This window comes from Oceanobacillus damuensis, assembly GCF_001618145.1.
Classification (GTDB): Bacteria; Bacillota; Bacilli; order Bacillales; family Amphibacillaceae; genus Oceanobacillus; species Oceanobacillus damuensis.
The window spans coordinates 16,423-41,010 of record NZ_LQNF01000003.1 but is presented as its reverse complement, the minus strand read 5'-3'; the positions used below and the strand labels follow the sequence as shown (position 1 = coordinate 41,010).

At 38.8% G+C, this 24,588-nt stretch carries 21 protein-coding genes and 1 pseudogene; 11 read left to right on the top strand and 11 right to left on the bottom strand.

From position 1 onward, the window contains the following. The first annotated feature begins 68 nt into the window (after positions 1–68). The gene (gene tenA, locus A4245_RS03815; RefSeq protein ID WP_067725838.1) at positions 69–758 is read left to right on the top strand and encodes a thiaminase II; all 690 of its coding nucleotides are present in this window, start codon (positions 69–71) and stop codon (positions 756–758) included. 1,283 nt (positions 759–2,041) lie between these two features. Continuing rightward, a complete protein-coding gene (locus A4245_RS03810) occupies positions 2,042–3,394 on the top strand; it encodes an MFS transporter (RefSeq protein ID WP_157087650.1) in 1,353 nt (450 codons plus the stop codon). Positions 3,395–4,390: 996 nt separating this feature from the next. Here A4245_RS03810 and A4245_RS03805 read toward each other — a convergent pair. Then, the gene (locus tag A4245_RS03805) at positions 4,391–5,317 is read right to left on the bottom strand and encodes a LysR family transcriptional regulator (protein WP_067725836.1); all 927 of its coding nucleotides are present in this window, start codon (positions 5,315–5,317) and stop codon (positions 4,391–4,393) included. A gap of 505 nt (positions 5,318–5,822) precedes the next feature. Between A4245_RS03805 and codB the strand changes: the two genes are divergently transcribed. The 4 genes from codB (at position 5,823) to solA (ending at position 10,988) form a co-directional block, all read left to right on the top strand. After that, a complete protein-coding gene (gene codB / locus A4245_RS03800) occupies positions 5,823–7,145 on the top strand; it encodes a cytosine permease (protein WP_067725834.1) in 1,323 nt (440 codons plus the stop codon). A gap of 131 nt (positions 7,146–7,276) precedes the next feature. Beyond that, a complete protein-coding gene (locus A4245_RS03795; RefSeq protein WP_067725832.1) occupies positions 7,277–8,047 on the top strand; it encodes a creatininase in 771 nt (256 codons plus the stop codon). Positions 8,048–8,294: 247 nt separating this feature from the next. Next, positions 8,295–9,521, top strand: a complete 1,227-nt coding sequence (locus A4245_RS03790; protein WP_067725830.1) for a M24 family metallopeptidase — start codon at positions 8,295–8,297, stop codon at positions 9,519–9,521. Positions 9,522–9,803: 282 nt separating this feature from the next. Next, on the top strand, positions 9,804–10,988 hold the full coding sequence (solA, locus tag A4245_RS03785) for an N-methyl-L-tryptophan oxidase (RefSeq protein WP_067725828.1): 1,185 nt from the start codon (positions 9,804–9,806) through the stop codon (positions 10,986–10,988). Between the two features lie 312 nt (positions 10,989–11,300). On the opposite strand, the gene A4245_RS20015 is transcribed toward solA, so the two are convergent. The 10 genes and pseudogenes from A4245_RS20015 to A4245_RS03745 all read right to left on the bottom strand — a co-directional run bounded on the left by A4245_RS20015 (position 11,301) and on the right by A4245_RS03745 (position 19,155). After that, positions 11,301–11,483, bottom strand: coding sequence for a DUF7713 domain-containing protein (locus tag A4245_RS20015; RefSeq protein ID WP_157087649.1), 183 nt, complete (start codon positions 11,481–11,483; stop codon positions 11,301–11,303). Between the two features lie 35 nt (positions 11,484–11,518). Continuing rightward, a pseudogene (locus A4245_RS21015) lies at positions 11,519–11,611 on the bottom strand (hypothetical protein); the annotation flags it as partial. A gap of 226 nt (positions 11,612–11,837) precedes the next feature. Next, the gene (locus A4245_RS03780; RefSeq protein ID WP_067725826.1) at positions 11,838–12,569 is read right to left on the bottom strand and encodes an MBL fold metallo-hydrolase; all 732 of its coding nucleotides are present in this window, start codon (positions 12,567–12,569) and stop codon (positions 11,838–11,840) included. Further along, entirely contained in the window at positions 12,559–13,371 is an 813-nt protein-coding gene (locus A4245_RS03775) for an ABC transporter ATP-binding protein (RefSeq protein WP_067725823.1), read from the bottom strand. Before A4245_RS03775 ends, A4245_RS03780 begins: the two co-directional genes overlap by 11 nt. Positions 13,372–13,392: 21 nt before the next feature. After that, positions 13,393–14,199: an ABC transporter ATP-binding protein gene (locus A4245_RS03770; RefSeq protein ID WP_067725821.1), complete on the bottom strand. Its 807-nt coding sequence runs from the start codon at positions 14,197–14,199 to the stop codon at positions 13,393–13,395. Further along, positions 14,196–15,017: an ABC transporter permease gene (locus A4245_RS03765; protein WP_067725818.1), complete on the bottom strand. Its 822-nt coding sequence runs from the start codon at positions 15,015–15,017 to the stop codon at positions 14,196–14,198. The genes A4245_RS03770 and A4245_RS03765 overlap by 4 nt, the downstream gene beginning before the upstream one ends. Further along, positions 15,010–15,966: an ABC transporter permease gene (locus tag A4245_RS03760; protein ID WP_067725816.1), complete on the bottom strand. Its 957-nt coding sequence runs from the start codon at positions 15,964–15,966 to the stop codon at positions 15,010–15,012. The genes A4245_RS03765 and A4245_RS03760 overlap by 8 nt, the downstream gene beginning before the upstream one ends. 15 nt (positions 15,967–15,981) lie before the next feature. After that, the gene (locus A4245_RS03755) at positions 15,982–17,550 is read right to left on the bottom strand and encodes an ABC transporter substrate-binding protein (RefSeq protein WP_199860644.1); all 1,569 of its coding nucleotides are present in this window, start codon (positions 17,548–17,550) and stop codon (positions 15,982–15,984) included. Between the two features lie 36 nt (positions 17,551–17,586). Next, a complete protein-coding gene (locus tag A4245_RS03750; RefSeq protein WP_067725814.1) occupies positions 17,587–18,435 on the bottom strand; it encodes a MurR/RpiR family transcriptional regulator in 849 nt (282 codons plus the stop codon). A gap of 3 nt (positions 18,436–18,438) precedes the next feature. Further along, the gene (locus A4245_RS03745) at positions 18,439–19,155 is read right to left on the bottom strand and encodes an HAD family hydrolase (protein ID WP_067725812.1); all 717 of its coding nucleotides are present in this window, start codon (positions 19,153–19,155) and stop codon (positions 18,439–18,441) included. A 725-nt stretch (positions 19,156–19,880) separates the two neighbouring features. Between A4245_RS03745 and A4245_RS03740 the strand changes: the two genes are divergently transcribed. The 5 genes from A4245_RS03740 to A4245_RS03720 are packed head-to-tail and all read left to right on the top strand — an operon-like array spanning position 19,881 to position 24,578. Then, positions 19,881–20,981 (top strand): ABC transporter substrate-binding protein, encoded by a 1,101-nt coding sequence (locus A4245_RS03740; RefSeq protein ID WP_067725810.1) that lies wholly within the window; start codon positions 19,881–19,883, stop codon positions 20,979–20,981. Beyond that, positions 20,971–21,828: an alkaline phosphatase family protein gene (locus tag A4245_RS03735; RefSeq protein WP_067725808.1), complete on the top strand. Its 858-nt coding sequence runs from the start codon at positions 20,971–20,973 to the stop codon at positions 21,826–21,828. The genes A4245_RS03740 and A4245_RS03735 overlap by 11 nt, the downstream gene beginning before the upstream one ends. Further along, on the top strand, positions 21,806–22,654 hold the full coding sequence (locus A4245_RS03730; RefSeq protein ID WP_067725806.1) for an ABC transporter permease: 849 nt from the start codon (positions 21,806–21,808) through the stop codon (positions 22,652–22,654). The genes A4245_RS03735 and A4245_RS03730 overlap by 23 nt, the downstream gene beginning before the upstream one ends. Further along, on the top strand, positions 22,651–23,562 hold the full coding sequence (locus tag A4245_RS03725; protein WP_067725804.1) for an ABC transporter permease: 912 nt from the start codon (positions 22,651–22,653) through the stop codon (positions 23,560–23,562). Before A4245_RS03730 ends, A4245_RS03725 begins: the two co-directional genes overlap by 4 nt. Beyond that, a complete protein-coding gene (locus tag A4245_RS03720; RefSeq protein ID WP_067725802.1) occupies positions 23,562–24,578 on the top strand; it encodes an ABC transporter ATP-binding protein in 1,017 nt (338 codons plus the stop codon). The genes A4245_RS03725 and A4245_RS03720 overlap by 1 nt, the downstream gene beginning before the upstream one ends. The last annotated feature ends 10 nt before the right edge of the window (positions 24,579–24,588 follow it).

The following is a 24,588-nucleotide window of genomic DNA, read 5'->3' as shown; positions in this document are numbered from 1 at the left end:
AGTCAGTAAAAGCGTACATCCATTCCTCCCTCCATCAGTCGGAAACGAAAATAGGGGAGGAATTTTTTATGCGTTTTTCAGAGTCGTTGCGGGAAGCAACAAAGCAAAGCTGGGAGTTAAGCTTGAATCATCCGTTTGTACAAGGAATTGTCAAGGGAGATTTGCCGCTGGAAACTTTCAAGAACTATATTATGCAGGACATCTATTACCTGAAACATTACGGCAAGGTGCATGCCTTTGCGGCAGCCCATGCGGATGACTTTCATGTTTCTGCCAGACTGGCTGAAAAGGCAAAAAAGACAACCGAAGCAGAGCTTACTGTACACAAGGAGCATGCTGAAATTTTAAAGATTACCAATAAGGAAGTAGAAAACTTTAAACCAGCGCCAACTGCGTATGCCTATACATCTCATTTGTACCGGGCTGCATTATCCGGCAGTCTGGCCCAAATTGTAGCTGCTATACTGCCATGTTACTGGCTTTATGCGGATATCGGTTTGAAATTTAAGGATGCCAAACCAGAACAAAAAATCTACCAAAATTGGCTGAACATGTATGGAAGCAGCTGGTTCCAGGAATCCACACAGGAAATGATTGACCTGCTGGATAAATTAGCTGACCAGGCGAGTGAAGCAGAACTGAAAAAGATTAAAGAACAGTTCGTTATTGCCAAAGAATATGAACTTGCATTCTGGGAAATGTCGTATACATTCGAAACATGGCTTTCGGAAAAGGATAAGTTAGGAACGTCTGTCTAGAGAAGAGGTCGGGGCGGCTGATGGAATGCCGCCCTTTTTTAACTGTCTTTTTTCTCATAAATGACTACTATTTACTTAGGTTCTCTAACATAGTTTTCTTTCATATAAGGCTATAGAATCAGCCGATCAATTTCCCAATGATAGAACGAGTTCCTTCTAATTTCAAACTCTCAAGCCACCACTTTTGATAAATAAATAATCCCGTACCACTTTTAATGTGATACGGGATTATTTTTGAATTCGATTACCTGAGGCTCCCCTTTTTGGGGCAGTCTTATTTATCTGAGGTTTTTTAATCTAGCGGCCAGCACTAACATTAAAGCTTTATTAACGTTAACTGTTGCTTGTCCTTCTTGAACCTCATGTTCTACACTGCTTTCAGTAACACCTACAGGCCCAACACAATTTTTCCATCCTGGGTTAGTTGCTGCTTTGCTGAAACTGCCATGTTGGGCAACACTTTGAAATCAACAAATCTTTTATTTCCATTTGGAACCCTTCTCCGGTAATCGATTCAATTTCACCCCTTTCAGTATTAATGATAGGAGTCATCTCTTTAAATCATTATACAATAAAGCAAATTTCAATTTATAATATATCTAAATATTAAATAAGTTTTTAATAATTAGAAAATGATAACGCACATTCCACCCTGCTTATCTCCTATGTGACTTTAAATTGGAAGGAATTCTAGTAGTTTGTTCAAAATAATGTTTGCTAGGCATCAGATTAAAAGATAATACTCATCATTTTAAATTGTTATAAGAAAGCACTTCCTAACTATAATTTCCAAGGAAGATTACAATCCACATTAGCGGTTAAATTAACTGACAAGTTATTCGTTACAGATTTTATCTATTGAAATCATCTTTGATAAGCGAAATAAAGATTATTTACTATCTACTTCAAGTAAATATCTTTAAATAAAAATAGAGAGAGTCTATTTTCAAAAGGATTATTTAAGTGATCTTACTCTTGTGTCTTTTTCTCAAGCGTAATGATAAGTAAGGGAAAATTTTAGTAACGTACTTCCAATTAAGTTGAAGGACCCTGTTATTTTGGATTGAACTTGTTAGGAAGAAGATCCTCATTAGGACGAGTGGATATCGTATGGTCCATAACTTTGTAAAATAGCAAATGTATAAACTTTATGACAAGTATACTCATAATTGAAAGGGGGTTCCGTTTTTTTAATTGTCCGATCAATTGTAATCGCTCACAACCAAGAAACCCTTAGTGATGTTCTTGTACGAAATTAAGGTCTAATAAAAGGAGATGGACGAATGACTATGTCAATACATGATATGGAAAAGCAAAAAGGGTTAAAAAAAATAATAGGCGGATCCGCTTATGGAAATATGATTGAATGGTTCGACTATGCCACTTATGGATATTTAGCAACGATTATCGCCTCCGTATTTTTCGCACCAGGCGACAGTACTGCAGCCTTGTTGAATACTTTCGCAATCTTTGCATTATCCTTTCTAGTAAGGCCGATTGGCGGTCTAATATGGGGCTATTATGGAGATCGTATTGGACGTAAAAAAGTATTAGTTTTAACAATATGTTTAATGACCTTGTCTACCTTTACCATTGGGCTGATTCCGAGCTATGGCACCATTGGTATATTGGCTCCGTTCTTATTATTAGCTTGTCGTGTAATTCAAGGATTTTCTGCATCAGGGGAATATGCAGGAGCCTCGTTAATGATTGCAGAGCATGCACCTAGGGAAAAAAGAGGGTTGTTGGTAAGTATAATTCCGGCCAGTACAGCTGCAGGGATGCTACTCGGAGCTAGTGCTGCTGCCATATTGGAGTTCACCTTAAGCACTCAAGCATTACACAGCTGGGGCTGGAGAATACCATTCTTGTTGTCCTTGCCATTAGGAATAATTGGTCTATATATTCGTCTAAAAATGGAAGATTCAACAGTATTCAATGAAATGAGAAAGGAAACATCAACCGTCGAACAGCTGGGTCCAATTGAAGGCATCCGCAAAAATGGCCGAAAAATTATCATTGCAATGGGTGTCATTTGTTTGAACGCTGTTGGATTCTATATCATTTTAACCTACATGCCTACCTACCTTTCTACTGTATTGGGATTCGACCGTTTACAAAGTACCTTAACGACTATCTTTACATTATTAACATACGTTATCATGCTACCAATGGTTGGGAAATTAACTGATAAAGTCGGTCGAAAACCAGTACTACTAACTGCTTGTGTTTTGTTTGTCCTATTTACGTATTCGATTTTCGTTTTAATGGCCATGGGTGGAATTTATACCATCCTATCCATGATTCTATTAGGGGCAATCCTAGCCTGTAATGATGGAGTATTAGCTACCTTCTTATCAGAAATGTTCCCGACAGAAGTCAGATACAGTGGCTTTGCATTATCATTCAACACCGGAAATGCACTATTTGGAGGAACAGCACCTTATATTGCAACCTTCCTAATTGTTTTCACCGGCAATGACTTTGCACCTGCCTTCTACCTAATGGCTGGAGCAATCATCGCTTGCATTGCTCTATTCAAAACAAAGGAATCATTTAATATCTCGCTTTCAGAAGTAGACAACCAGCATAAAAGTGAAGATTCACCAATCGAAAAAAATACTGCTGGCCTATAAAAATTCTCGATAGTTTTAAAATCGTAGGGTCATTTGCTAAATAATGGCTTAAAAGCAAAGCACATCTCAGTGATCGACCTTAGACGTTCAGATTATGAGCGATAAAATAGACCAATCTGTAGGAATGATATATTCCATCATTTTCAACCTATCATATAGTAGCATGACTATTTACTATAATAACAGTATAAGTTTTCTGTAAACGCATGTATTGGTTGCGATTTTAAAATCTACTGGGGAGGAACGCCGGAACCGTTTTGTTCCCATTGCTCTTTCTGATCTTTTGGTGGCGGGTGCTGGTTAGGTGTGGTTGGCGCCCGCTCATTACATGAAGGTGTGCTATTCGGAGAAATGTTACTTATTAAAAGAAGTCTGCTCATTCCCTTTCAGACGATGGATCAAATACGGTCACGATAAGCGTTTCAGTGGCTATACATTACAGGATTGGGTTATTACCTATGAGGAATTGGAGCCGTATTTTTATAAATTTGATCAGGTTGCGGGGTTCTGATAAAAAAATCAATTGAAAATAACTTTCTATCATATAAGGCTATAGAATCAGCCTATCAATTTCCAAATGATAGAACCAGTTCCTTCAAATTTCAAACTTTCTATCCATCACTTTTGATAAATAATTAATCCCGTACCACTTTAATGTGATACGGGATTATTTTTGAATTCTATCACCTGAGACTTCGCATTTGGGGCAGCCTTAGCTCAGTATTAGGAATCGTTGCTTCGGCTAAGTTATAAGTTGGCATTTTCAGTGCGACAGAAGTCCCTTAGCTACCATTCATATCCTTCCTATCATAACCTTTTGCTGCGCTTCTATAACCTTGATTTCAGGCTGTTACTAAATTCCTCCTTTTATCAGTTTTGCCAGGTTTTATTCTAGATTTTGTTTCGTCTGTCATAGAAGGTATCTTTCATCTGTTAAAATAGCCAATATTGATACTTACCATCTGTAAAATTGATACTCATTTTCATCAACTGCATCTATTGACTTTTCAATAAAGGCGATTGCTCATTATCTGTAACGCTAAAAATCGGTTTAAACGAAGGGGGGACTACATTTGTGAATTCTTTAATTGTATCAATGAATTTTATCATTGTATTTGTTAGGTAAGTATCTTCCCGCCTAATAAAGACAGTTGAAACATTACCGTACTTCTCAGGGATGGCGTGACATTGTATGACTCCCTCTTCCTCTAAGTGACTAACTGCAGACTGAGGAACGAGGCTGATTCCAAGTCCAGATATGACACCGCCCAAAATCGTTTCTAATGTGCCGAACTCCATAACTTTTGCATTAATTACCCCTTCATCACTAAGCCAGTCCTCCAGCCGCGCGCGATAACTGCAGCCCGAATTGAAAACGAGAAGAGGTTTATTTTTTAAGTGATCAAAGGAAACTTTTTCATCATCGGAGATTAAAACTAATTTTTCTTGGAAAACTTCGACTTGTTGTATATCTGGATGCGGACCAAATCCTGCAACAAAAGCACCGTCCAGTTTGCATTGTAAGATTTGACTGATTAGGGATTTTGAGACACCAGTTTTAAGTGTTAGATCAACGTTAGGGTATTTCCTATGATAGGCGGATAATATCAACGGCAGTTTCATAACAGTTTCAACTGTTCCAATTTCAAGTGTACCTGAGGGACTATCCATGTCCTGAAACGCCTTATTCATTTCGTCTAACATGAATAAAATTTTTTTGGAGTATGATAAAAGCTTCTTTCCTTCTGAATTGAGGGTTGTCCCTCGGCTGTGTCGATGAAATAATTGTGTGTTAAGCTTCGATTCTAAGGATTTTATTCTGGCTGTCACATGGGATTGAACATAACAAAGATCATCTGCTGCTTTGCTGATACTGCCATGTTGGGCAACACTTTGAAAAATCAACAAATCTTTTATTTCCATTTGTAACCCTCCTCCGATAATCGATTCAATTTCATGCCGTTCAGTATTAATGATAGGAGCCATCTTTTCAAATCATTATACAAGAAGGCAATTTCATTTTATAATTTTTATAAGTATTAGACAAGTTAAAATTATTATAATAGTCAAATATATATATTTGAAATATACCACAACAATCTATTCGAAATATATATATTTCTTTTCATAATTGGAAGGAGGATAGCGGTTTTCTTTATTAGCGTGTACGAATTGACTATATACAGCCATTATTGTAAGCGTTCTCATATTCTTTGAAACAACAAATTTGTATGTCCCTTCTATCTAATGGGTGCTGAGTTCGTTTCTTTTAAAGCCCTTTCCTGACTAGAAGAGACGGCGAATCAACCACTAAGAAAGGAGTAAATATGAACATCTAACATTAAGAGAAAAATTCAATACAGATAATCAATAGTTGGATTTGCGTTACTCCGTTTTGGAAAATCTAATTTAAGGGAGTGTTCATGTTATGAAAGAGCAAGTGTCGAAGGAATATGTTGATGTTGATTATACCTTGACTCATGTACCAATGAGCGCGCGAAAGAACTGGATCTCTATATTTGCAGTTCTGCTTGGATTCACGTTTATCGTCACGACGATGGCAGCCGGGGCAAGTCTTGGCACCTCACTGAAGCTCAGTGATTTGATTAAAGTTTTGTTGGTAGGTAATTTGATTCTTTCTACCTATGTAGGTGTGTTATGTTGGATTTCTGCAAAAACTGGTTTAAATGCAATTATTCTGGCCCGTTACGCGTTAGGAAAAGTAGGCTCTAAATGGACTGGCATTATATTAGGTGGAACACAAGTGTTTTGGTACGCATTTCAGGCTGCATATATGGGCAAGGTGTTTACACTAGGCTTAGGTTTGGAAGCATATTTTATACCAATTACGATATTTTGGTCACTATTTATGGGGTCTTTTGCTATCTGGGGGACTAAGGGAATGGAGATAGTAGCTTATGCTTCAATACCTCCATTCCTTTATTTAGCATACAAGATTCCTTCTGTAAGTGTAGAGACTGCAGGAGGTTTTCGAGAACTTTTTGCAATAGAACCTACCACGACAATTACCTTTGCAGCAGCCATCACAATTATAATAGGAGCATTTATTTCCGGAGGTACCCAGGCACCTAATTGGGCTCGTTTTGCAAAAACACCAAAAACAGGATTTGCAGTAGGGTTTTTTGCCTTCTTAATAGGTAATATAGTAATGGCCATCTCTGGTATGTTAGGTGGACTAGTCATGCAAGAAGCTGATATGGTAGAAGTTTTGATGAAATTGGGGATCATTGTAATGGCGATGCTCATCTTAATTTTTAATATATGGACCACAAATACGACAGCAGCATATTCCTTTGGTATCGCAGGAGCCGAATTCTTCAATAAACCTAATAAAGTTCCATTTGTTATTGGCGGGCTGATTATCGCCACGATTATGGCAGTTACAGGAATATATGAAGTATTTATTCCCTTCCTATCATTTTTGGGTGTGTTCGTTCCTTCGCTTGGTGGGTTAATCATAGGAGACTATATATTTAACTGGAGAAAATCATTTCCGACAGTTGAAAGTGTTAAGTTCAGGGTGGTACGTTATTCAAACTTGATAGCTTATATACTGGCTACCTTAGGCGCATATTTAAGCTCTATTTTTGATATAGGATTGCCACCACTTAATGGCATACTACTAGGAATCGGCTTAGTATTTGTAATGGATAAAATTTTTAACTTTTTGAGTATTGATGATCGCCATGAAGTCCCAACTGATTCCGAATACAGTAAAAATATTAGCTGATATGCATGTGAAGCAAAGGTATATCCCACTACCAACTCGGGGTCATCGTAATCAAATTGCAGAAAAGAAGGATAATTTCATTGTCTTATAGAATTTAACTTAATAGTTTTTAGAAAGGAAGGTTGATTTATATGAAAAATAATTTAGTGAGAAACATGACTTGGCAGGAATATCATTCTAAGGTTGAGGATTATATCCTTATTCTACCTGTGGGTTCAACGGAACAGCATGGCCCTCATTTACCGCTGGGTGTTGATGCAATCATATCGGAAAGATATAGTCAGGCTATAGCAGAGAAAGTAAGGGCAGTTATTGCTCCAACAATAACATATGGCTATAAATCCCAGCCTGCTAGTGGAGGAGGTCCTCTTTTTCCTGGTACGGTTGATTTAAATGGCACTACTTTAACTTCGCTAATCTATGATGTGCTGAAAGAGTTTGTAGATGACGGCTGGAAAAACATTTTAATTATGAGTGGTCATTATGAAAATGACGCATTTCTTGCTGAAGCTGCTGACCTTTTACTAAGAAATCAAAAAGAGGCTTTTCCTAAAATTCTTCTATCTAATTGGTGGGATAATATATCAATTGAACTTATGCCAAAAATATTTGATGAAGTAGAATTTAAGGGGTGGGCAATGGAGCATGCTGCCATTACGGAAACATCCATGATGATGTATTTTACACCTGAACTTGTCCATGAAGACCTAATTACAGATGATGGGATTGAGAACCCGCCAACCTATCAAAGGTTTCCACCATCAAAAACGTTAATACCTTCATCAGGCTGTCTTTATACCGGGAAATCCAGTACAGCAGAAAAAGGCAGGTTGATTGTGGAAGATGTCACAAATAATATTATTCTATTTTTGAAGAAGGAATTTGCTTTACATGAAGTTTGAAAGCACAACATGAAGCAGATCTGTAAAAATGATATATTCTATCATTTTTAGCTATTATACAGGAACGCATCTATCTACTATACTGATGTTAGCGGATCAAACACATTTCAATGTAAGCGTATTCAGTCAACCGCAAAGATTTAAAAAACGAGTGACTATACGAAGGAGGTGATATGTGCTTAGTAATCAATTTCCATGCATAATTCTAAAATGGCCAATTTGAAAAACTTGAAAGGGGATATTAAAAATGCAAAACGTAACAGATTTGGAAAGAATTAAAATAATTGAAAACGGTGAAAAGGTTAAATCAACCTTTTCCAAACAAGAGATGGCAAACCGGAACAATATTTTACGTCAAAACATGGCAGAACAAGGTATAGATGCTGTGTTATTCACTTCTTATCATAATATAAATTATTATAGTGATTTCCTTTATACATCGTTTGGCAGATCCTACGCCCTTGTGGTCACCCAAGAAAAACATTGTACGGTCAGCGGGAATATAGACGCCGGTCAACCGTGGCGCCGCAGTTTTGAGGACAATATTGTGTATACTGACTGGAACAAAGACAATTACCTGTATGCAGTCAAGAAAGTACTAGGAGGAGCACCGGTCAAGCGCCTTGGCGTTGAAGACGATCATATGACCCTCGAGATGCGCAGAAAAGTAAAAGACGCATTTCCGGATGCTGAACTAATAGATGTGTCAAAAGTAACCATGAAGCAGCGAATGTTTAAGTCACAAGAAGAGATTGAGCTAATAAAAAATGGAGCTCGAATCGCGGATATTGGAGGATCGGCTGTGGTTGAAGCCATCAATGAGGGAGTTCCTGAATACGAGGTAGCGCTCCATGGTACACAAGCAATGACACGAGAAATTGCCAGAACGTACCCGCATGCTGAACTGAGGGATACATGGGTCTGGTTCCAATCTGGCATCAATACAGACGGGGCTCATAATTGGGCAACCTCCCGAAAAATACAGCGTGGTGATATTTTAAGCTTAAATTGCTTCCCGATGATTGCTGGTTATTATACAGCCCTTGAACGAACGCTGTTTTTTGAAGAGATATCTGATCGAGAATTGGAATTGTGGGAGATTAACGTAAAAGTACATGAAAAAGGACTAGAACTACTCAAACCAGGTGCCAGATGTATGGACATTGCTGCTGAGCTTAATGAAATCTATCGCGAACATGACCTTTTACCAAATCGGACATTTGGTTACGGGCATTCTTTTGGAGTACTTAGTCATTATTATGGCCGTGAAGCAGGTTTAGAGCTAAGGGAGGATATTGACACTGTGTTGGAACCAGGAATGGTTATTTCCATGGAGCCAATGATTATGGTTCCAGAAGGTCAACCTGGTGCTGGCGGCTATCGTGAACATGACATTATCGTATTATCTGAAAATGGTGCTGAAAACATTACCAAATTTCCGTACGGTCCAAAACATAATATCATTAAAAAATAATGGTTCAGACTGCTTCTCAGATTCTAACGCAAATCTCCAAGGGAGTTCATGCTTTCTCAATATGAACACTTTTTCTTTTTAAAGTAAAATGACAGAATAGGCTGAATCCTATTCCTTTAGCAATCAGTAGAACTGATAGGAAACATCTTTTCCCATCATTATATACGGCAACAAATCATTCTTATAATGTATATAAGACGTAAGTTAATTCAATCAGTAGGACATTTATGTAAATGCTTACTTAGACGATAGCAACAAAACATTAAAAGAGGGGGATTATAAATGACAAAACATTATGATGTTATTGTAGTTGGTGCGGGTTCAATGGGGATGGCTGCGGGATATTATATAGCAAGACAAGGAGTGAAGGTTCTGCTGGTGGATGCTTTTGATCCGCCGCATGATCAGGGAAGTCATTATGGCGAAACCCGAATCATTCGTCACGCTTACGGAGAAGGGCGAGAATATGTACCACTAGCTCTTCGATCGCAGGTGCTATGGGATGAGCTCGAAAAAAAGACACATCATAAGATATTCAGGCAAGCTGGCGCAATGGGTTTTGGTCCTAAAGGCAATGCGCCATTTATCGATGAGGCGATCGAAAGTGGGAAAGAATATGATCTGAATGTCGAACATTTAACAGGAGCACAGACGAAGGAGCGTTTTCCAGGTTTAAATGTTCCAGATGATTATAGTGCCTTTTATGAACCGAATTCAGGGTTTTTATTCAGCGAAAATTGTATACAGGCATACCGTGAATTAGCAGAACAACACGGTGCTGAACTATCTGTAAACAACCCGGTTAAGGATATAGAGGCATACGAGGATTCAGTCAAAGTCATCACAGAAAAAGGATCATTTACCTCAGACAAGCTAATCATCAGTGCAGGATCCTGGAGCGGGAAAATCGCTTCTAAAGTTGGCCTTGATCTGCCGCTTGTCCCAACACGTCAACCGGTTGCTTGGTTTGAGGCAGATGAAGCATTATTTAATTCAAACGTATTCCCTACTTTTATGGTTGAAGTTCCTTCAGGTGATACGGATACGAGAGCAATATATTACGGCTTTCCAACCTTTGACGGGTGCGGGGTAAAAGTAGGACGACATGATTACGTTGAAGCGATTGATCCGGATACGGTGAACCGTGATTTCGGCTTCGATGAAAACGACGAAGGTCATATTCGCGAATTCTTGGACAGATTTATGCCAGGAGCATCGGGGGCACTAAAAAAAGGCGTCATCTGTATGTATACAAGAACTCCAGATGGCCACTTCATTATTGATAAACATCCAGAACACGCTCATATTTCCATTGCTGCCGGATTTGCAGGTCATGGATTCAAGTTTGCGAGTGTTGTAGGAGAAATTTTATCCCAATTAGCTATTTCAGGTGAAACAAGTCATGATATATCAATCTTTAACTTAAACCGGCCAAGTTTAAGAGAATCCAGTGTAGCAAAAAAATAGAAAGGGACGCTGTGACTGGTTTGTTGTTCCATTACTCTTTCTGAATTTAGTTGGTAGTGGGGGCACGTTCATAGTAAGGTACTGGGCAAAAAGAAGAAATGTTGCTCTATTATAAGAATCATTCTCGTTTAGAGGTTGATTCTATCCGGTCACAGCCTATCTGATGTTAAACTATAGAAATAAAAATGTTTATGTGAGGCCTGTAGGTGAGACTATATAAGAGTTTGAACGTGTGACAATGAAAAACCTGTCCCACGTTCCACTTATTTATCTATCGAATCGTATATCCACCGTATATTGTATATGCAGGAATTAACAAATTTTGATTGTCTGAAGCCAGGGACGAACCACTTCCATTTGAATCTGGAAGCCTTCATAACTCATCCCCATTTTCTCTACTTCCTCCCAGGAATGCAGTTTTCCATCAATGACTACTATAGGAATATCCAAAGAGTTTTCACTGCTTTCTATCCTTCCTACCAACATCTTCGTCATCGTTTGATATCGCTGCCATTTGGAAATCTATCTTATCAAATATATGTAGTCTCCAGTCCCTGTTTTACTTTTTCAACCAATTGCTCCAACAACAACTTCTGGTAACTATCCAATTCACCGTCTATCTCAAACCTATAGCAATCCCCATCTTATATCAAATCATCCCCTTAAAAGCAAGAAGACTTAACGTGAAAGAGACGCTTTAATGTATTTACAACTTCCATTTTAGGAGAAACATACCCATTCATACTGCCAAATAGACTGTTCGGTTATATCAATCTTCTCTGCCAACTCTTCCCCGCTTAAATTGTTTAGGATTCGAAGGTTGGTCAAGAAGCTAACCTCCTATGCCCCTTAAACCTCCACTACCATTCCAACATCTGCAAGCTTTATGTTTGGATTTCCTTGTTTTTTCGCATTCTCCAGCAATTCATTCAAATCACCGTAATGAGGGAGATGAGTAAGGATGACATTTTTTGCGTTGGATTGTTTTGCTAATATTCCGGCCTCCTTAGATGTCATGTGACCCGATGATGACCCGTCCATCTCTTCATACAAACTGCATTCTGCAATCAGTAAATCGGCCTCACTTGAGAAGGGAATTAAATCCTCTGTAAAAGTCGTATCCGAAGTAAATACAATTGTTTTATCATCCGACGTAATTTTGATAGAATATGCTTCTACCGGATGACTGTTTTTCTTAAATTCCAATGTAAAAGGGCCAATTTCCAACTTACTCTTTTCATTAAAATAAGCAAATTTCGAATGGGGAACTTCTTCCACTCTTCTTTCCATTTCCTCACTAAGCGGTCCATAAATAGACAAAGGTTTGTCTGCACGTTTTAATTGGGTATTCACTAGCCTCGAAAATAACATGACACCTATATCACTAAAATGATCATAATGATAATGAGATAAGACAACATGATTTATTTCATTTAAATCGATATAATTTTGTAATTGCGGGACGACACCACTGCCACAATCCAGCAATAGCGAAAATCCATCTTGTTGAATCAAAAATCCGGAACAGGGGCCATTCTTTTTAGGAAACCCGCCCCACATTCCAATTACTCTACAATGCATGTACTTCATCCTCTTCTGATAGAAATGAACTGGAAATCAAAGTTTTCGTATAGTCACTCTGCGGTTGGAATAGCACTTGATCGGTGACCCCTTCTTCCAGTACTTCACCATTTTTCATTACAACAACATAATCAGAAACATAATTCACAGCACTGATATCATGAGATATAAATAAGTAACTCGTCGCAAATTCTTCCTGCAAATCAAGCAGCAAATCCAAAATTTGCGCTTGTACCGATACATCAAGTGCCGATACACACTCATCGCAAATAATTACTTTTGGTTTTAGCAACAATGCCCTGGCAATAGCGACCCGTTGCGCCTGTCCACCACTAATTTCCGAGGCATGTTTTTTTAAAATTGACACATCAAGATTTACTTTTTTTATCATATTTTCAATTTCTATCATTGCTTGCTTCTGATTAAATTCCTCCGCATAAATCTTAAGCGGTTCTAATAGATTTTCCTTAATCGTATAAAAAGGGTGAAGTGAATCCTTTGGGCTTTGGAAAATAAATTGGACATTCTTCCGAAAATCACGATATTCTGCTTGGGACAACTTCCGTATATCTTTTCCCTCATAGTTTATCGTGCCTGATGTTGGTTTTTGCAAATCTCCGATGATTTCAGAAACCGTTGATTTTCCTGAGCCAGATTCCCCAACAATCCCGATAGTCTGTCCCTTTCTTATTCGCAGTGAAATATCATTTACTGCGCGAAAATACGACTTCTTATCCAAAAGACGCTCTTTTTTCACCTTAAATTCTTTTATAATCTGTTTTGCTTCTAATATCGTGTCCATTTGATTCACCCTATCTTCGGATTATCCTAACCTTCTCGTTCTTCCTGATTTTAATGAAGGAATCAAACGAAGTAGTTTCTTCGTATAAGAATGCGTAGGGTCTGCAAACACCTCACTCGTGTACCCTGATTCCACAACTTTTCCCTCATGCATTACATAGATACGATTACAAAAACGTTTGACGATTTTTAAATCATGCGAGATAAATAGGATTGATACGCCGTCGTTCGTGTAAAGATCATTAAATAACTGCATGACTTGTTTTTGAACGACCGTATCAAGTGCTGTCGTTGGTTCATCGGCAATAATTACTTTCGGGTCAGTCATTAATGCCATCGCAATATTGACACGTTGCTTCATTCCACCGCTCAGTTGAACTGGGTAGGAATGAAGTACCCGTTTTGGCTCCTTGATTCCCACCTTGACCAACAGCTCTTCTGCCTTTTGTAATGCCTCTTTTTTATTCGCTTTTGTATGATAGATAAAGGCATCACCAATTTGATGTTTAATTTTAATCATTGGATGCAAGAATGCAACTGTATTTTGAGGAACAAAGCCAATTCCGCTTCCAATCAACCTTCTTTTTTCGTGATCACTTAAATCGATAATAGACTTTCCCAACACTTCACTATCTTCAAAAGTAACACCTAAGTCATTGGGTAGTAAATGCAACGCAGCTTTTACACTAAGCGTTTTTCCAGAACCTGATTCACCTACGATTCCAACAAATTCATGCTCATATAAATCAAGCGAGACACCCTTCACCAATTCATGGTTATGCGTATCTTTCACATTCAAATTTTCCAAATGGAGTAAACGATTCATCATGCAGACGCCCTCCTTTTTACCATCGAGTCATTTAACGCATCTCCGATTAAATTAAACCCAAGGACCGTAATGATTAGGATAATACCGGATGGAAAGGCCAAAAATGGATAGGTCAACGTATATTGCCTGGACTCACTTAGCATGAGCCCCCAACTCGCGTCAGGCGGCTGTACTCCTAACCCTAAAAAGGAAAGAGAAGACTCGATTAAAATCGCACTCCCTATGCTTGCGCTAAATTGTGTAATCAAACGCGGCAAAATGGTTGGTAGTATATGTTTAAAAATAATTCTGCCTTTACTCGCGCCATAACTTTTTGCAGCTTTTACATACAAATTATTTTTTTGATCTAACACAAGTGAATACGACAACCGGGCAAATACCGGAACCATGAAAATAGCAATTGCAATAACGGCATTCCATAAACCTTTCCCAAGCACAGCAACTAACATCATAGCAAGCAAAATTCCTGGAAAGGCCATAAATCCATCAATTATTCGCATCAATATACTTTGCACAAATCCCTTCGATGTTGCTGCAATAGCTCCAAGAATCAATCCTAGGAATGATCCAAGCGTGACAGACACAAGTCCAATCAACAATGCATATTGTGACGAAACCATAATTCGACTAAAGATATCTCTACCAAACTGATCTGTCCCAAGTAAGTATTCAATAGAGGGACTTTGAAAACGATCGGATGTATTCATCGCATTTGGATCATGCGGAAGGTAAAAGAACGAAACGACACAAATACTAATAACAATCATTACCAATATCAACCCAAATACGAGCAGCTTATTATCTTTTAACTTACTCATGACTACCTCCAAAGCGAATCATCGGATTAACGATTTGATATAAAATATCTGTCACCATATTTACGACAACAACCGTACCAGTAACAAAAATAACGATTCCCTGAAGTAATATTAAATCACGTTGTTCTACTGCCATTAGAAGCAATCGCCCTAAGCCCGGCAGTGCAAAAATACTCTCCACCAATACAGCGCCACCCAGAATACCTGCCAGCTGCATAGCGATAATGGTAAGAGGCGCAATGATTGCACCCCTTAATGCATATTTGCCAATCGAACGAAATTTTGTAAATCCGTTCACACTCGTCATCAGCATATAATCTTGTTCTAAAGAACTTAACATTGAACTACGGATAATCCGGATCAGCGGACCAATTTGACCGATTGCCAGAACAATCGATGGTAAAAGAATACTATGCAAACTTGCAAAGAATCCTTCCTCAACTGGTGTAAACCCCGCGACTGGAAACCATCCTAACCCAGCAGAAAAGAATACTAAGAAAACGAGAGCAAGCCAAAATTGTGGCATCGCATCTCCTAGTTGCATAACGCTTCTGGCAATATAATCAATCCATTGTTCCTTATAAATAGCAGATAAAACCCCTATAACAATTGCAATCGGAATCGCAATCGCCATAGACAGAACTGCTAATGAAATCGTGACGGGCAAGCGTTGGACGAGCAACGTAAATACGTCCTCGCCAAACACATATGAATTGCCCAAATTTCCAACCAAAAATCCAGTTAACCACTGATAATACTGTTCATACCATGGTAAATTTAATCCCATCGATTCCCGTAGCTCTGCTAGTTTTTCCGGTGTCGCATCGGTTCCAAGACTTAGCAATGCCGGATCTCCAGGTATCCACATCAGCACGATAAAGGTGACAAGAGAAATGAAAAACAACACAACCAAACCACTAAATAAACGTTTCACAATAAAATTCAGCATATTATTCCTCTTTTATTAGTTAGTAAAATAGACATCTTTCATTTCATAAATATCAATTGGATATGCCTCATAACCCGCTACATCACTTGAAGTAACTGTTAATGCAGTTGGTGACTGAATATAAAATGCTGGAACCTCTTCAGCTAAAATTTCCTGCAATTCTTCATACAAAGCCATACGCTTAGTATCATCCTGTTCCTCTTGAACTAATGTTAGAATTTCATCCACACGCTCATTGGAATAATTGAAGTAATTCTCTTCGCTATCTGTATGGTATCGGGATAACAATACATATGGATCCAATCGGCCGGTGTGACCAACAACCGTTAGATCATATTGACGACCAGCATAGATATCACTTAACCACGTCGCCCACTCTACGATTTCAATATTAGCAGTGATTCCAACGTTTCCTAATTCATCTGCTATTACCTGGCCAGCATCAACATAGGCCGGGTAAGATGCCGGAAGATACATGTCTAACTCTAATCCATCAGCATATCCTGCATCAGCAAGTAATTCTTTCGCCTGTTCTGGGTCATAAGTTATGACGTCATTTGTATCTACATACTCTTTTAAAATTGGTGGATAATGCGAACCAATTTCCTGACCATATCCCCACCATACTGTTTCAATCAATGCTTCTTTATTTACTGCATAATTGATTGCCTGTCTGACACGTTCATCCCCTAACGCTTCATTCGCTGTATTCATTGCCATTAACTGAATCGAATTTGCTTCGTTTTCTAAAATGGTAAAGGCATCATTTCCTTCAAACTGGCTCACTAAATCACCTGTAACAGCGATGACATCCAATTCGCCTGCTTGTAGTGCAGATACTTGTGATGTCGCATCTGGCATCATGTTGAAGGTAATTGTTTCTAATAAAGCAGGATCATAATGCTTTTCATTTTTGGTTAATACTAATTGTTGTTGTGGAATCCATTCTTCTAACATAAACGGCCCTGTTCCAACTGGTTGATTTCGTAATTCTTCTGAAGCTTCTTGTGCAACAATTGCTGTCCATGGGTATGCAAAATCAGATAAAAGTGCAACATTTAATTCTTCTGTCACAAATTCAATGGTTAATTCGTCTATTACATTGATTTCAATGATATTTGCAAAATCTCCTGCTCTTGGACTTTCCTCATCCATTAATCGATTGAATGAATATTTTACATCTTCAGCTGTCATTTCACGTCCATTATGAAAAACAACCCCATCACGTAATGTAAACGTGATTGTTAAGCCATCCTCAGAAACCTTCCAAGATTCAGCTAATCCAGCTTCAAACTCACCATCTGGAGTAACTTTTACCAAGGTGTCATAGATGTTATTTGTGACTTGGAATGTTGAGGCTGCTGTTGTACGATGCGGATCTAATCCATCTGGATCTACTGACAATGCCATATTTAATTCCTTTTTTTCTGTATTCATTTCTGTAGACTCGTCCAACTCTGTTGTTCCCGCTTGAGCAGCATTTTCCGTTTCGTCTGAGTTTGATTCTCCACCTTCATTAGATCCACAAGCAACAAGGAATACAGCAAGTAAAGATATGAAAACAGCTATTTTTAAACGTTTCATTTTAAATCTCCTTTTAGGTTTATTTTTTCAATGCTCTTAATGCTTCCATTCGTATTTCTGCTGAAAAGTAACAAAATTATCCTCCACCTGTTTAATATTGGATTTCACCTTTTCTTCTTCCATATAAGAAATGGCACTGACAACCGCATTACAAACAGAAACTGCCGCTGTATAGGAATCCAGAAAACTTTTTGACTTGCATTTTGCAATTAAACACAGATTGGTATATTCCTTAATTGGCGATACTGTCGAGTCCGTTAAACCAATTACATATGCACCTTTTTCTTTCGCTATCTTAGCAAGATTAAGTACTTTCTCGTCATAACGGGGGAATGCACTAAGAAAAACAACATCTTCTTTTTTGAAATATGCAGCATATTCTGCAGCTTCTCCTTGAGGAATGAGTGCACTATTTCCTAACATATACTTCAAAATAAATTGCATATAAGAAGTTACCGACAAACCCATTCTCCATCCACCAACCCAAATATTAGGTGCTCGTAATATAGCCTCTGCTGCGATTGTAATCTCTGCTTGATTAAGATGTTTACTCGTATTGATAATGTTCTCCGCCTCTTGAAAAAAATGTTCCTCAAGCCATATATCCTGCTTCAACGTTGTAGAAGTAACAAGGTTATTAATAGAACGATAATCATGCCGGATAAACGTACCAATCTCTTGCTTCATATGGCGAAAACTTTCAAAACCAAGCTCTTGTGCTAATCGATGAACCGTTGCCTCACTCACATCGGAATTTGATGCAATTTCTATCGCAGATGCAGAGAACGCCTCTTCCATATTTTCCAGTAGATAATGAGCAACTTTTTTCTGTGAACTAGTTAATGTTGAAAATTTTTCTTTGATTCTCTCATTAATTTGTACCATCACTTATCCCCTAGCTACTATTAAATCAGAATTCAATGCAGGAACGAGGTCTTTTATATTAGATATCGTATGAATATCATTGCTAAGCTCTTCAATACCACTTCGCTCAAATGGATTAATTAAAATACTATCCATACCTACTTTTCTGCTGCCAACCACATCGTCGTAATAGTTATCTCCAATATATAAGCTTTTTTCAGGAGAAACACCTGATTGACGAAATGCATGTACAAAAATTCGTTCATCAGGTTTTTCAATTTCTAGCTCAGACGAGATCACCACATGGTCTAATAATGGAAGGATCTTATTTTCCATTAAAACTTTTCTTGCCGTATGATTCCAGTTGGAGATCAATCCAACACCAATTCCACTTTCCTTTAATTGCATTAAGGTCTGTAAAGTTGCGTGAAATGCTTTCCATTCTACTTTCACTGTTTGATTAAATTTGCTTGTCTCACTTTCATCAATTAAATCTACTTCAAGGCCTAAGTATGTATTCAGTTTACCTTGATAATAAGCGGCATACTGTTTGCGATCCTTCCCCAACAAGCCTGGATGCTCACGCATAAAGTATTTATCAGTTAAATGATAAGCTAAAGCAATCTCATCTAATGATTTTTCTATTCCGAAATCTTTCAATCTTTCTTGGTAGACTTCTTCTCTATTCAAATGAACCAGCGTATAACCTAAATCAAACCAAATGTAATCTACCAATAGCATTTCACTCTCCTCATATCGTAGTTTTTCCAACAAAATTGCTACTTTGATGCATTTCCTACACTTTTAATTGTAACTCCGAAATATGTTACTACAATAAAGCCACCGTTAATTGTTTGTAAATGCTTGAAGGAAAGATGGAATGAGTACCCTATTAATATTAGTTAATGTTGAACCAAACCAGCATTATACACACCAAAAGGAACGGCTCAATAACTTCCATACTCTGCGAAAGTTATTGAGCCTCCATTATCTTGCCTTTTGATTAACACTATAAATAGAGCAAAGAGCTAGATATGATTTTTCATTTAAAGGAAGGTGATCAAATAAGAGAATGCTGCACCTTCTCTTACTGCAAAACAAACCTGTTCTTTATTGTCAACCTGGGTAAATTTAAACAATATTGATTTTATGGGTGCGGGAAGGACTGAAGGGTTAGGTTCCCAGTTTCCCTTCAGTCTACCCATCCCATCTCCCACTCCCCCACAATAGCTTTACAAATAATTTACCTTCCCTCCATGTTTGTTTAATATTTGTTTGATAATATAAAAGCATAATCAAACATAAACAAAACAAAATCAAAACTACGTTTGATTAGGAGCATCAATTTCTCAAATAAAGGAGGACACTTGCATAGCTACTTCATCTTTTAGTGAATTTACCCATAGGAATAAATAAATACTTAAGATTATTTAGAATTAAATCAAACATTTAAGGAGCAACTTAAGATGAAAACAAACATAAGCAAAAAAATGACATTTTTAATTACAGGATTTATTGCTTTGGCGCTTCTGTTAGCGGCATGCGGCGGTTCATCTGATAACGAAGGTTCTACAGCAAACGCAGATGATTCACTGGAAACAATTATCGAAAAAGCAAAAGAAGAAGGCGAGATTGCAAGTGTCGGGATGCCGGATACGTGGGCGAACTGGGTGGAAACTTGGGACGAAATCGAATCAGAATACGGCATTACACAAACTGACACAGACATGTCCAGCGCTGAAGAATTAGCGAAGTTCGAATCAGAAGGTGAAAATGGAACGGCAGATATTGGGGATGTGGGAATTAACTTTGGCCCATTGGCAGTCAATAAAGGTCTAACTGCCCCGTACAAAACTTCCTACTGGGATGAAATACCGGATTGGGCGAAGGATGACGAAGGTCACTGGCTGCTAAGCTACACAGGAACAATTGCTTTTATCACGGACAAGCAGAATGTGGATGAAGCCCCTACTTCCTGGGAAGATGCAGCAAATGGAAACTACAATATTTCTGTAGGTGATGTGACGAAAGCAACCCAGGCACAATTCGCAGTTCTTGCTGCAGCTATGGCTAACGGTGGAAGTGAAACAGATATTCAACCAGGGCTTGACTACTTTAAGCAACTTGCAGAAGAAGGACGTTTAACTTCTGCAGATGCTAACTTGGCGAATTTGGAAAAAGGCGAAATCGATGTTGCGGTTGTTTGGGACTTCAATGGATTAAATTACCGTGATCAAATCAATGCTGACCGTTTTGAAGTAACGATTCCAACAGATGGTTCCGTGATGAGCGGGTATACAACTGTCATCAACAAAAATGCCCCACATCCGAATGCGGCAAAATTGGCCAGAGAGTATATTTTATCGGATGAAGGTCAAATCAACCTTGCAAAAGGATATGCACGCCCGATCCGTGATGTCGAGCTGCCTGCAGATGTACAGGCAAAATTACTTCCGGATGAAGCCTATGAAAATGTAAAACAAGTTGATGATCATGAAGCATGGGATCAAACAGCAATTGAATTACCACAATTATGGCAGCAAGAGGTGTTGGTAAATGCCCAGTAAAAAGCTCATTATGATTACGTTGGATGGCTGTCGCTATGACATGGCCATCCAGCATCTTGGCTTTCTGAATCATTTTGTCGAAAAGAAACTGGCTAGTCGCTTTAAAGTCATTTCTGAAACACCAAGTAATTCACGCCCTTTATATGAAGTACTGCTAACAGGGGTACCTACACATGTTAATGGGATTTACACAAATTACAGTGTACAGCGGTCAAAGGAACAAAGCATTTTTTCTCTGACGAAAGATGCCGGGAAGACGACTGCAGCTGCTGCTTATCACTGGGTAAGCGAATTATATAATCGCGCACCTTTTTCCATGTTTGAAGATCGTATTCAGCATGATGAGGAGCAGGCAATTCAACATGGGATTTTCTATGCGGATGATACCTACCCAGATTCACATCTTTTTGCGGATGCACACTCGCTAATCACTTCAGCAAACCCGGATTTCATGTATGTTCATTCCATGAATATCGACGATGTCGGGCATAAGCATACCGGAAATTCCATCGAATACCGCAGTGCTGTCAACCGAGTGGATACGATTTTAGGGATTTACGTACCGCGATGGTTAGAGATGGGGTATCAGGTGATCGTGACTTCAGATCATGGCATGGACGACTTTGGAAATCACGGCGGTACACTGCCTGCACATCGAGAGGTCCCATTATTTATCATTTCTGATCAGCTAGAGCCCCGAATCGGAACCAAACCACTGGAGCAATTGCAGCTCGCTCCGCTTGTGTGTCATTTACTTGGCATTGAGAAAGGTCACAAAATGCAGGAAGTAGATTGGCAAACTTTAAAAGAAGGGATGAATATCCTTGAAAACGAAACGGTTGAATAAAATTTGGATATGTCTGATCCCATTTTTCCTGCTCGCTGCACTTTTTTTGATTCTTCCAATGGTCTTAATGATCACATCGAGTTTCACAAGTGAAACAACTGGATCATTTACATTGGAAAATTATCAAGAAACATTCACGAACCCTTATTATTACCAGGCCTTTATAAATAGTGGAATGATATCGATTTTCTCAAGCATTGTCGGGCTGGCATTAGCGATCATTGTCTCTTATGCCTTAACGAATTTACCTGAGCGAATCCAGGATAAAATTGCCGTTTATATTAATGTCGCGGCAAATTTCGCAGGTGTTCCGCTAGCCTTTGCGTTTATCATTCTGATTGGGAATTCCGGGGTCTTGCGTCTTTTCTTTGATGGATTAAATGTTCCACTATTTGATGGCTTTAACCTCTATTCCTGGCAAGGCCTCGCTTTAACATACCTGTACTTCCAGATTCCGCTTGGGATACTTTTCATCTATCCTTCGTTAAAAAAGATAAAAAAGGAATGGAAAGAAGCGGCATTCATTTTAGGGGCTTCAAATTGGACCTACTGGCGGAAAATTGGTCTGCCGAATATTTTCCCCGCGATTGCAGGGACGTTTGTAATTATGTTCGCGAATGGAATGGGCACGTATGAGACGGCCTACGCACTGACAGGAAGTGATGTTAATCTAATAACCATTCGCATCGCATCCCTTGTTTCTGGAGACATTTATGCACGTCCGATTCTTGGCAGCACATTAGCCGTTATCTTTGCCGTAATTATGATTGCGATATTAATTCTGTCGCAAACGATGCTACGGAGAGTTAGGAGAGATTTAGCATGAAAACAAAAAAACGGAATTACAGCACCTATCTCATACTGACAATATTTGGTCTCTATATGATTTCTCCATTTATATCAACTGCCTTATATGCAACGTCAACAAATTGGTCCAATACCCTGTTGCCAAAGGATTTCACATTGAAGTGGTTTATCGAACTGTTCCAGGATCCTAACTTCATATCTGCAGTTATGCGATCCATCACCTTAACGTTTGTCACATTAGCGGTCGTCCTTGTCGTCATGGTTCCAACTGTTTTCTTAGTGTATATGTATTTCCCTCGAGTAGACAATTTTATGAAGGGGCTCGTATTAATGCCCTATGCGATTCCTGCGGTGATTCTGGCGACAGGCTTACTCCGAATGTATTCTGGTTCAGCGATTCCGATGTTTGCCGTTTTGGTCGGCGGACTCTTCGTCGGCTCTTTACCGTTTATGTATCAAGGTGTCCGAAACAGCCTGGAAAGCATTCACTCCAGAAACCTGATGCATGCTGCCGAAATGCTCGGGGCCAATAAACTGCAAGCTTTTCTAAAAATTATCGTGCCAAACATCAAATTAGGCCTGTTAATTACTACCCTACTAATCTTTTCGGGATTTTTCGGTGAGTTTGTGTTAACAAACCTGTTAATCGGTGGGCGTTATGAAACGATTCGGATTTATATGATGCGACGAATGAATGAAAATGGCCACTTAGCTAGTGCTGTCATGGTGGCATACTTCCTGCTGCTGATTGTAATCAGCCTAGTTATCACGCACTTGACAGCTTCCAAAAAAGGGAAGAGAACTGCGTGGAAAAAAAGAAAGCAGCAACCTAACGAAAATCAGCCATTTCCACCATTAACCCTTGCCCAGGCAGAACCTGCAACAAGTACAGAAATAAAAGTCAACAATGAAAAGAGGCATAAGTGATGAGCTTTATTACAATTGAGGATCTCTCCCTTCGTTTTGGTGAGCATAAAGTATTAAAAGATATTTCATTACAGTTGGAAGAAGGAGAATTAATTACGCTCCTCGGACCAAGTGGTTGCGGAAAGTCTACATTATTACGTGTAATTGCAGGATTGGAAGTATTCCAGGAGGGTAATCTCTTTCTCGATAAGGAAGACATCAGCAATATTCTACCTCGTGATCGTAACGTTGGAATGGTGTTTCAGAACTATGCGCTATTCCCAAATATGACGATATTTGAAAACATCGCATTTGGCCTCGCATTAAAGAAAATGCCCAAGGATGAAATACGCCGTGAAGTGATGAAGATTGTACGGTTGGTCAACTTAGAGGATAAAATAGACGCTTACCCACATCAGCTTTCAGGCGGGCAACAGCAGCGGACTTCCCTGGCACGGTCACTCGTCACAAAACCGAAAGTCCTATTATTGGACGAGCCGTTAAGTGCACTGGATGCCAAGATCAGAAAGCAATTGCAAGTGGATATCAAGGAATTGCAAAGAACATTAGGGATCACGATGATTTTCGTCACCCATGACCAGGAAGAGGCTATGATTTTATCGGACCGAATTTTTGTAATGAGTGAAGGGAAAATCGTGCAAAGCGCCACCCCAGCAGAGCTCTATGCATATCCAAAAAATCAGTTCGTCGCAAGTTTTATCGGAAATTATAATATTTTATCTGCGAAGGACCTGAAAAAAATTGATCCGACATTTTCAGCTGAGAATGCTGAGAATACGTTTGCGATACGCGCAGAGTCCATTCAATTGGCACCGTCTTCCGGTGAGAAGGGCATCTTTTTCAACGGACAGCTCATCAATTACACCGTTTTAGGCAGCACAATCCGCTGCATATATGACGTAAATGGTATAAAGCTTTCCGTCGATCTGATCAATAACGAAAGAAATCAGGAAAGCATCCAGTCACAAGCACAGCTTTATATTGAACGAACGAATATTATTTCGATTGAAAAGTAAGTGCAGAATG

Excerpts from the sequence above, each read along its gene's own strand:
- tenA (WP_067725838.1), top strand. The coding sequence starts at position 69 with ATGCGTTTTTCAGAGTCGTTGCGGGAAGCAACAAAGCAAAGCTGGGAG.
- A4245_RS03810 (WP_157087650.1), top strand. The coding sequence starts at position 2,042 with ATGACTATGTCAATACATGATATGGAAAAGCAAAAAGGGTTAAAAAAA.
- A4245_RS03805 (WP_067725836.1), bottom strand. The coding sequence starts at position 5,317 with ATGGAAATAAAAGATTTGTTGATTTTTCAAAGTGTTGCCCAACATGGC.
- codB (WP_067725834.1), top strand. The coding sequence starts at position 5,823 with ATGAAAGAGCAAGTGTCGAAGGAATATGTTGATGTTGATTATACCTTG.
- A4245_RS03795 (WP_067725832.1), top strand. The coding sequence starts at position 7,277 with ATGAAAAATAATTTAGTGAGAAACATGACTTGGCAGGAATATCATTCT.
- A4245_RS03790 (WP_067725830.1), top strand. The coding sequence starts at position 8,295 with ATGCAAAACGTAACAGATTTGGAAAGAATTAAAATAATTGAAAACGGT.
- solA (WP_067725828.1), top strand. The coding sequence starts at position 9,804 with ATGACAAAACATTATGATGTTATTGTAGTTGGTGCGGGTTCAATGGGG.
- A4245_RS20015 (WP_157087649.1), bottom strand. The coding sequence starts at position 11,483 with ATGACGAAGATGTTGGTAGGAAGGATAGAAAGCAGTGAAAACTCTTTG.
- A4245_RS03780 (WP_067725826.1), bottom strand. The coding sequence starts at position 12,569 with ATGCATTGTAGAGTAATTGGAATGTGGGGCGGGTTTCCTAAAAAGAAT.
- A4245_RS03775 (WP_067725823.1), bottom strand. The coding sequence starts at position 13,371 with ATGGACACGATATTAGAAGCAAAACAGATTATAAAAGAATTTAAGGTG.
- A4245_RS03770 (WP_067725821.1), bottom strand. The coding sequence starts at position 14,199 with ATGATGAATCGTTTACTCCATTTGGAAAATTTGAATGTGAAAGATACG.
- A4245_RS03765 (WP_067725818.1), bottom strand. The coding sequence starts at position 15,017 with ATGAGTAAGTTAAAAGATAATAAGCTGCTCGTATTTGGGTTGATATTG.
- A4245_RS03760 (WP_067725816.1), bottom strand. The coding sequence starts at position 15,966 with ATGCTGAATTTTATTGTGAAACGTTTATTTAGTGGTTTGGTTGTGTTG.
- A4245_RS03755 (WP_199860644.1), bottom strand. The coding sequence starts at position 17,550 with ATGAAACGTTTAAAAATAGCTGTTTTCATATCTTTACTTGCTGTATTC.
- A4245_RS03750 (WP_067725814.1), bottom strand. The coding sequence starts at position 18,435 with ATGGTACAAATTAATGAGAGAATCAAAGAAAAATTTTCAACATTAACT.
- A4245_RS03745 (WP_067725812.1), bottom strand. The coding sequence starts at position 19,155 with ATGCTATTGGTAGATTACATTTGGTTTGATTTAGGTTATACGCTGGTT.
- A4245_RS03740 (WP_067725810.1), top strand. The coding sequence starts at position 19,881 with ATGAAAACAAACATAAGCAAAAAAATGACATTTTTAATTACAGGATTT.
- A4245_RS03735 (WP_067725808.1), top strand. The coding sequence starts at position 20,971 with ATGCCCAGTAAAAAGCTCATTATGATTACGTTGGATGGCTGTCGCTAT.
- A4245_RS03725 (WP_067725804.1), top strand. The coding sequence starts at position 22,651 with ATGAAAACAAAAAAACGGAATTACAGCACCTATCTCATACTGACAATA.
- A4245_RS03720 (WP_067725802.1), top strand. The coding sequence starts at position 23,562 with ATGAGCTTTATTACAATTGAGGATCTCTCCCTTCGTTTTGGTGAGCAT.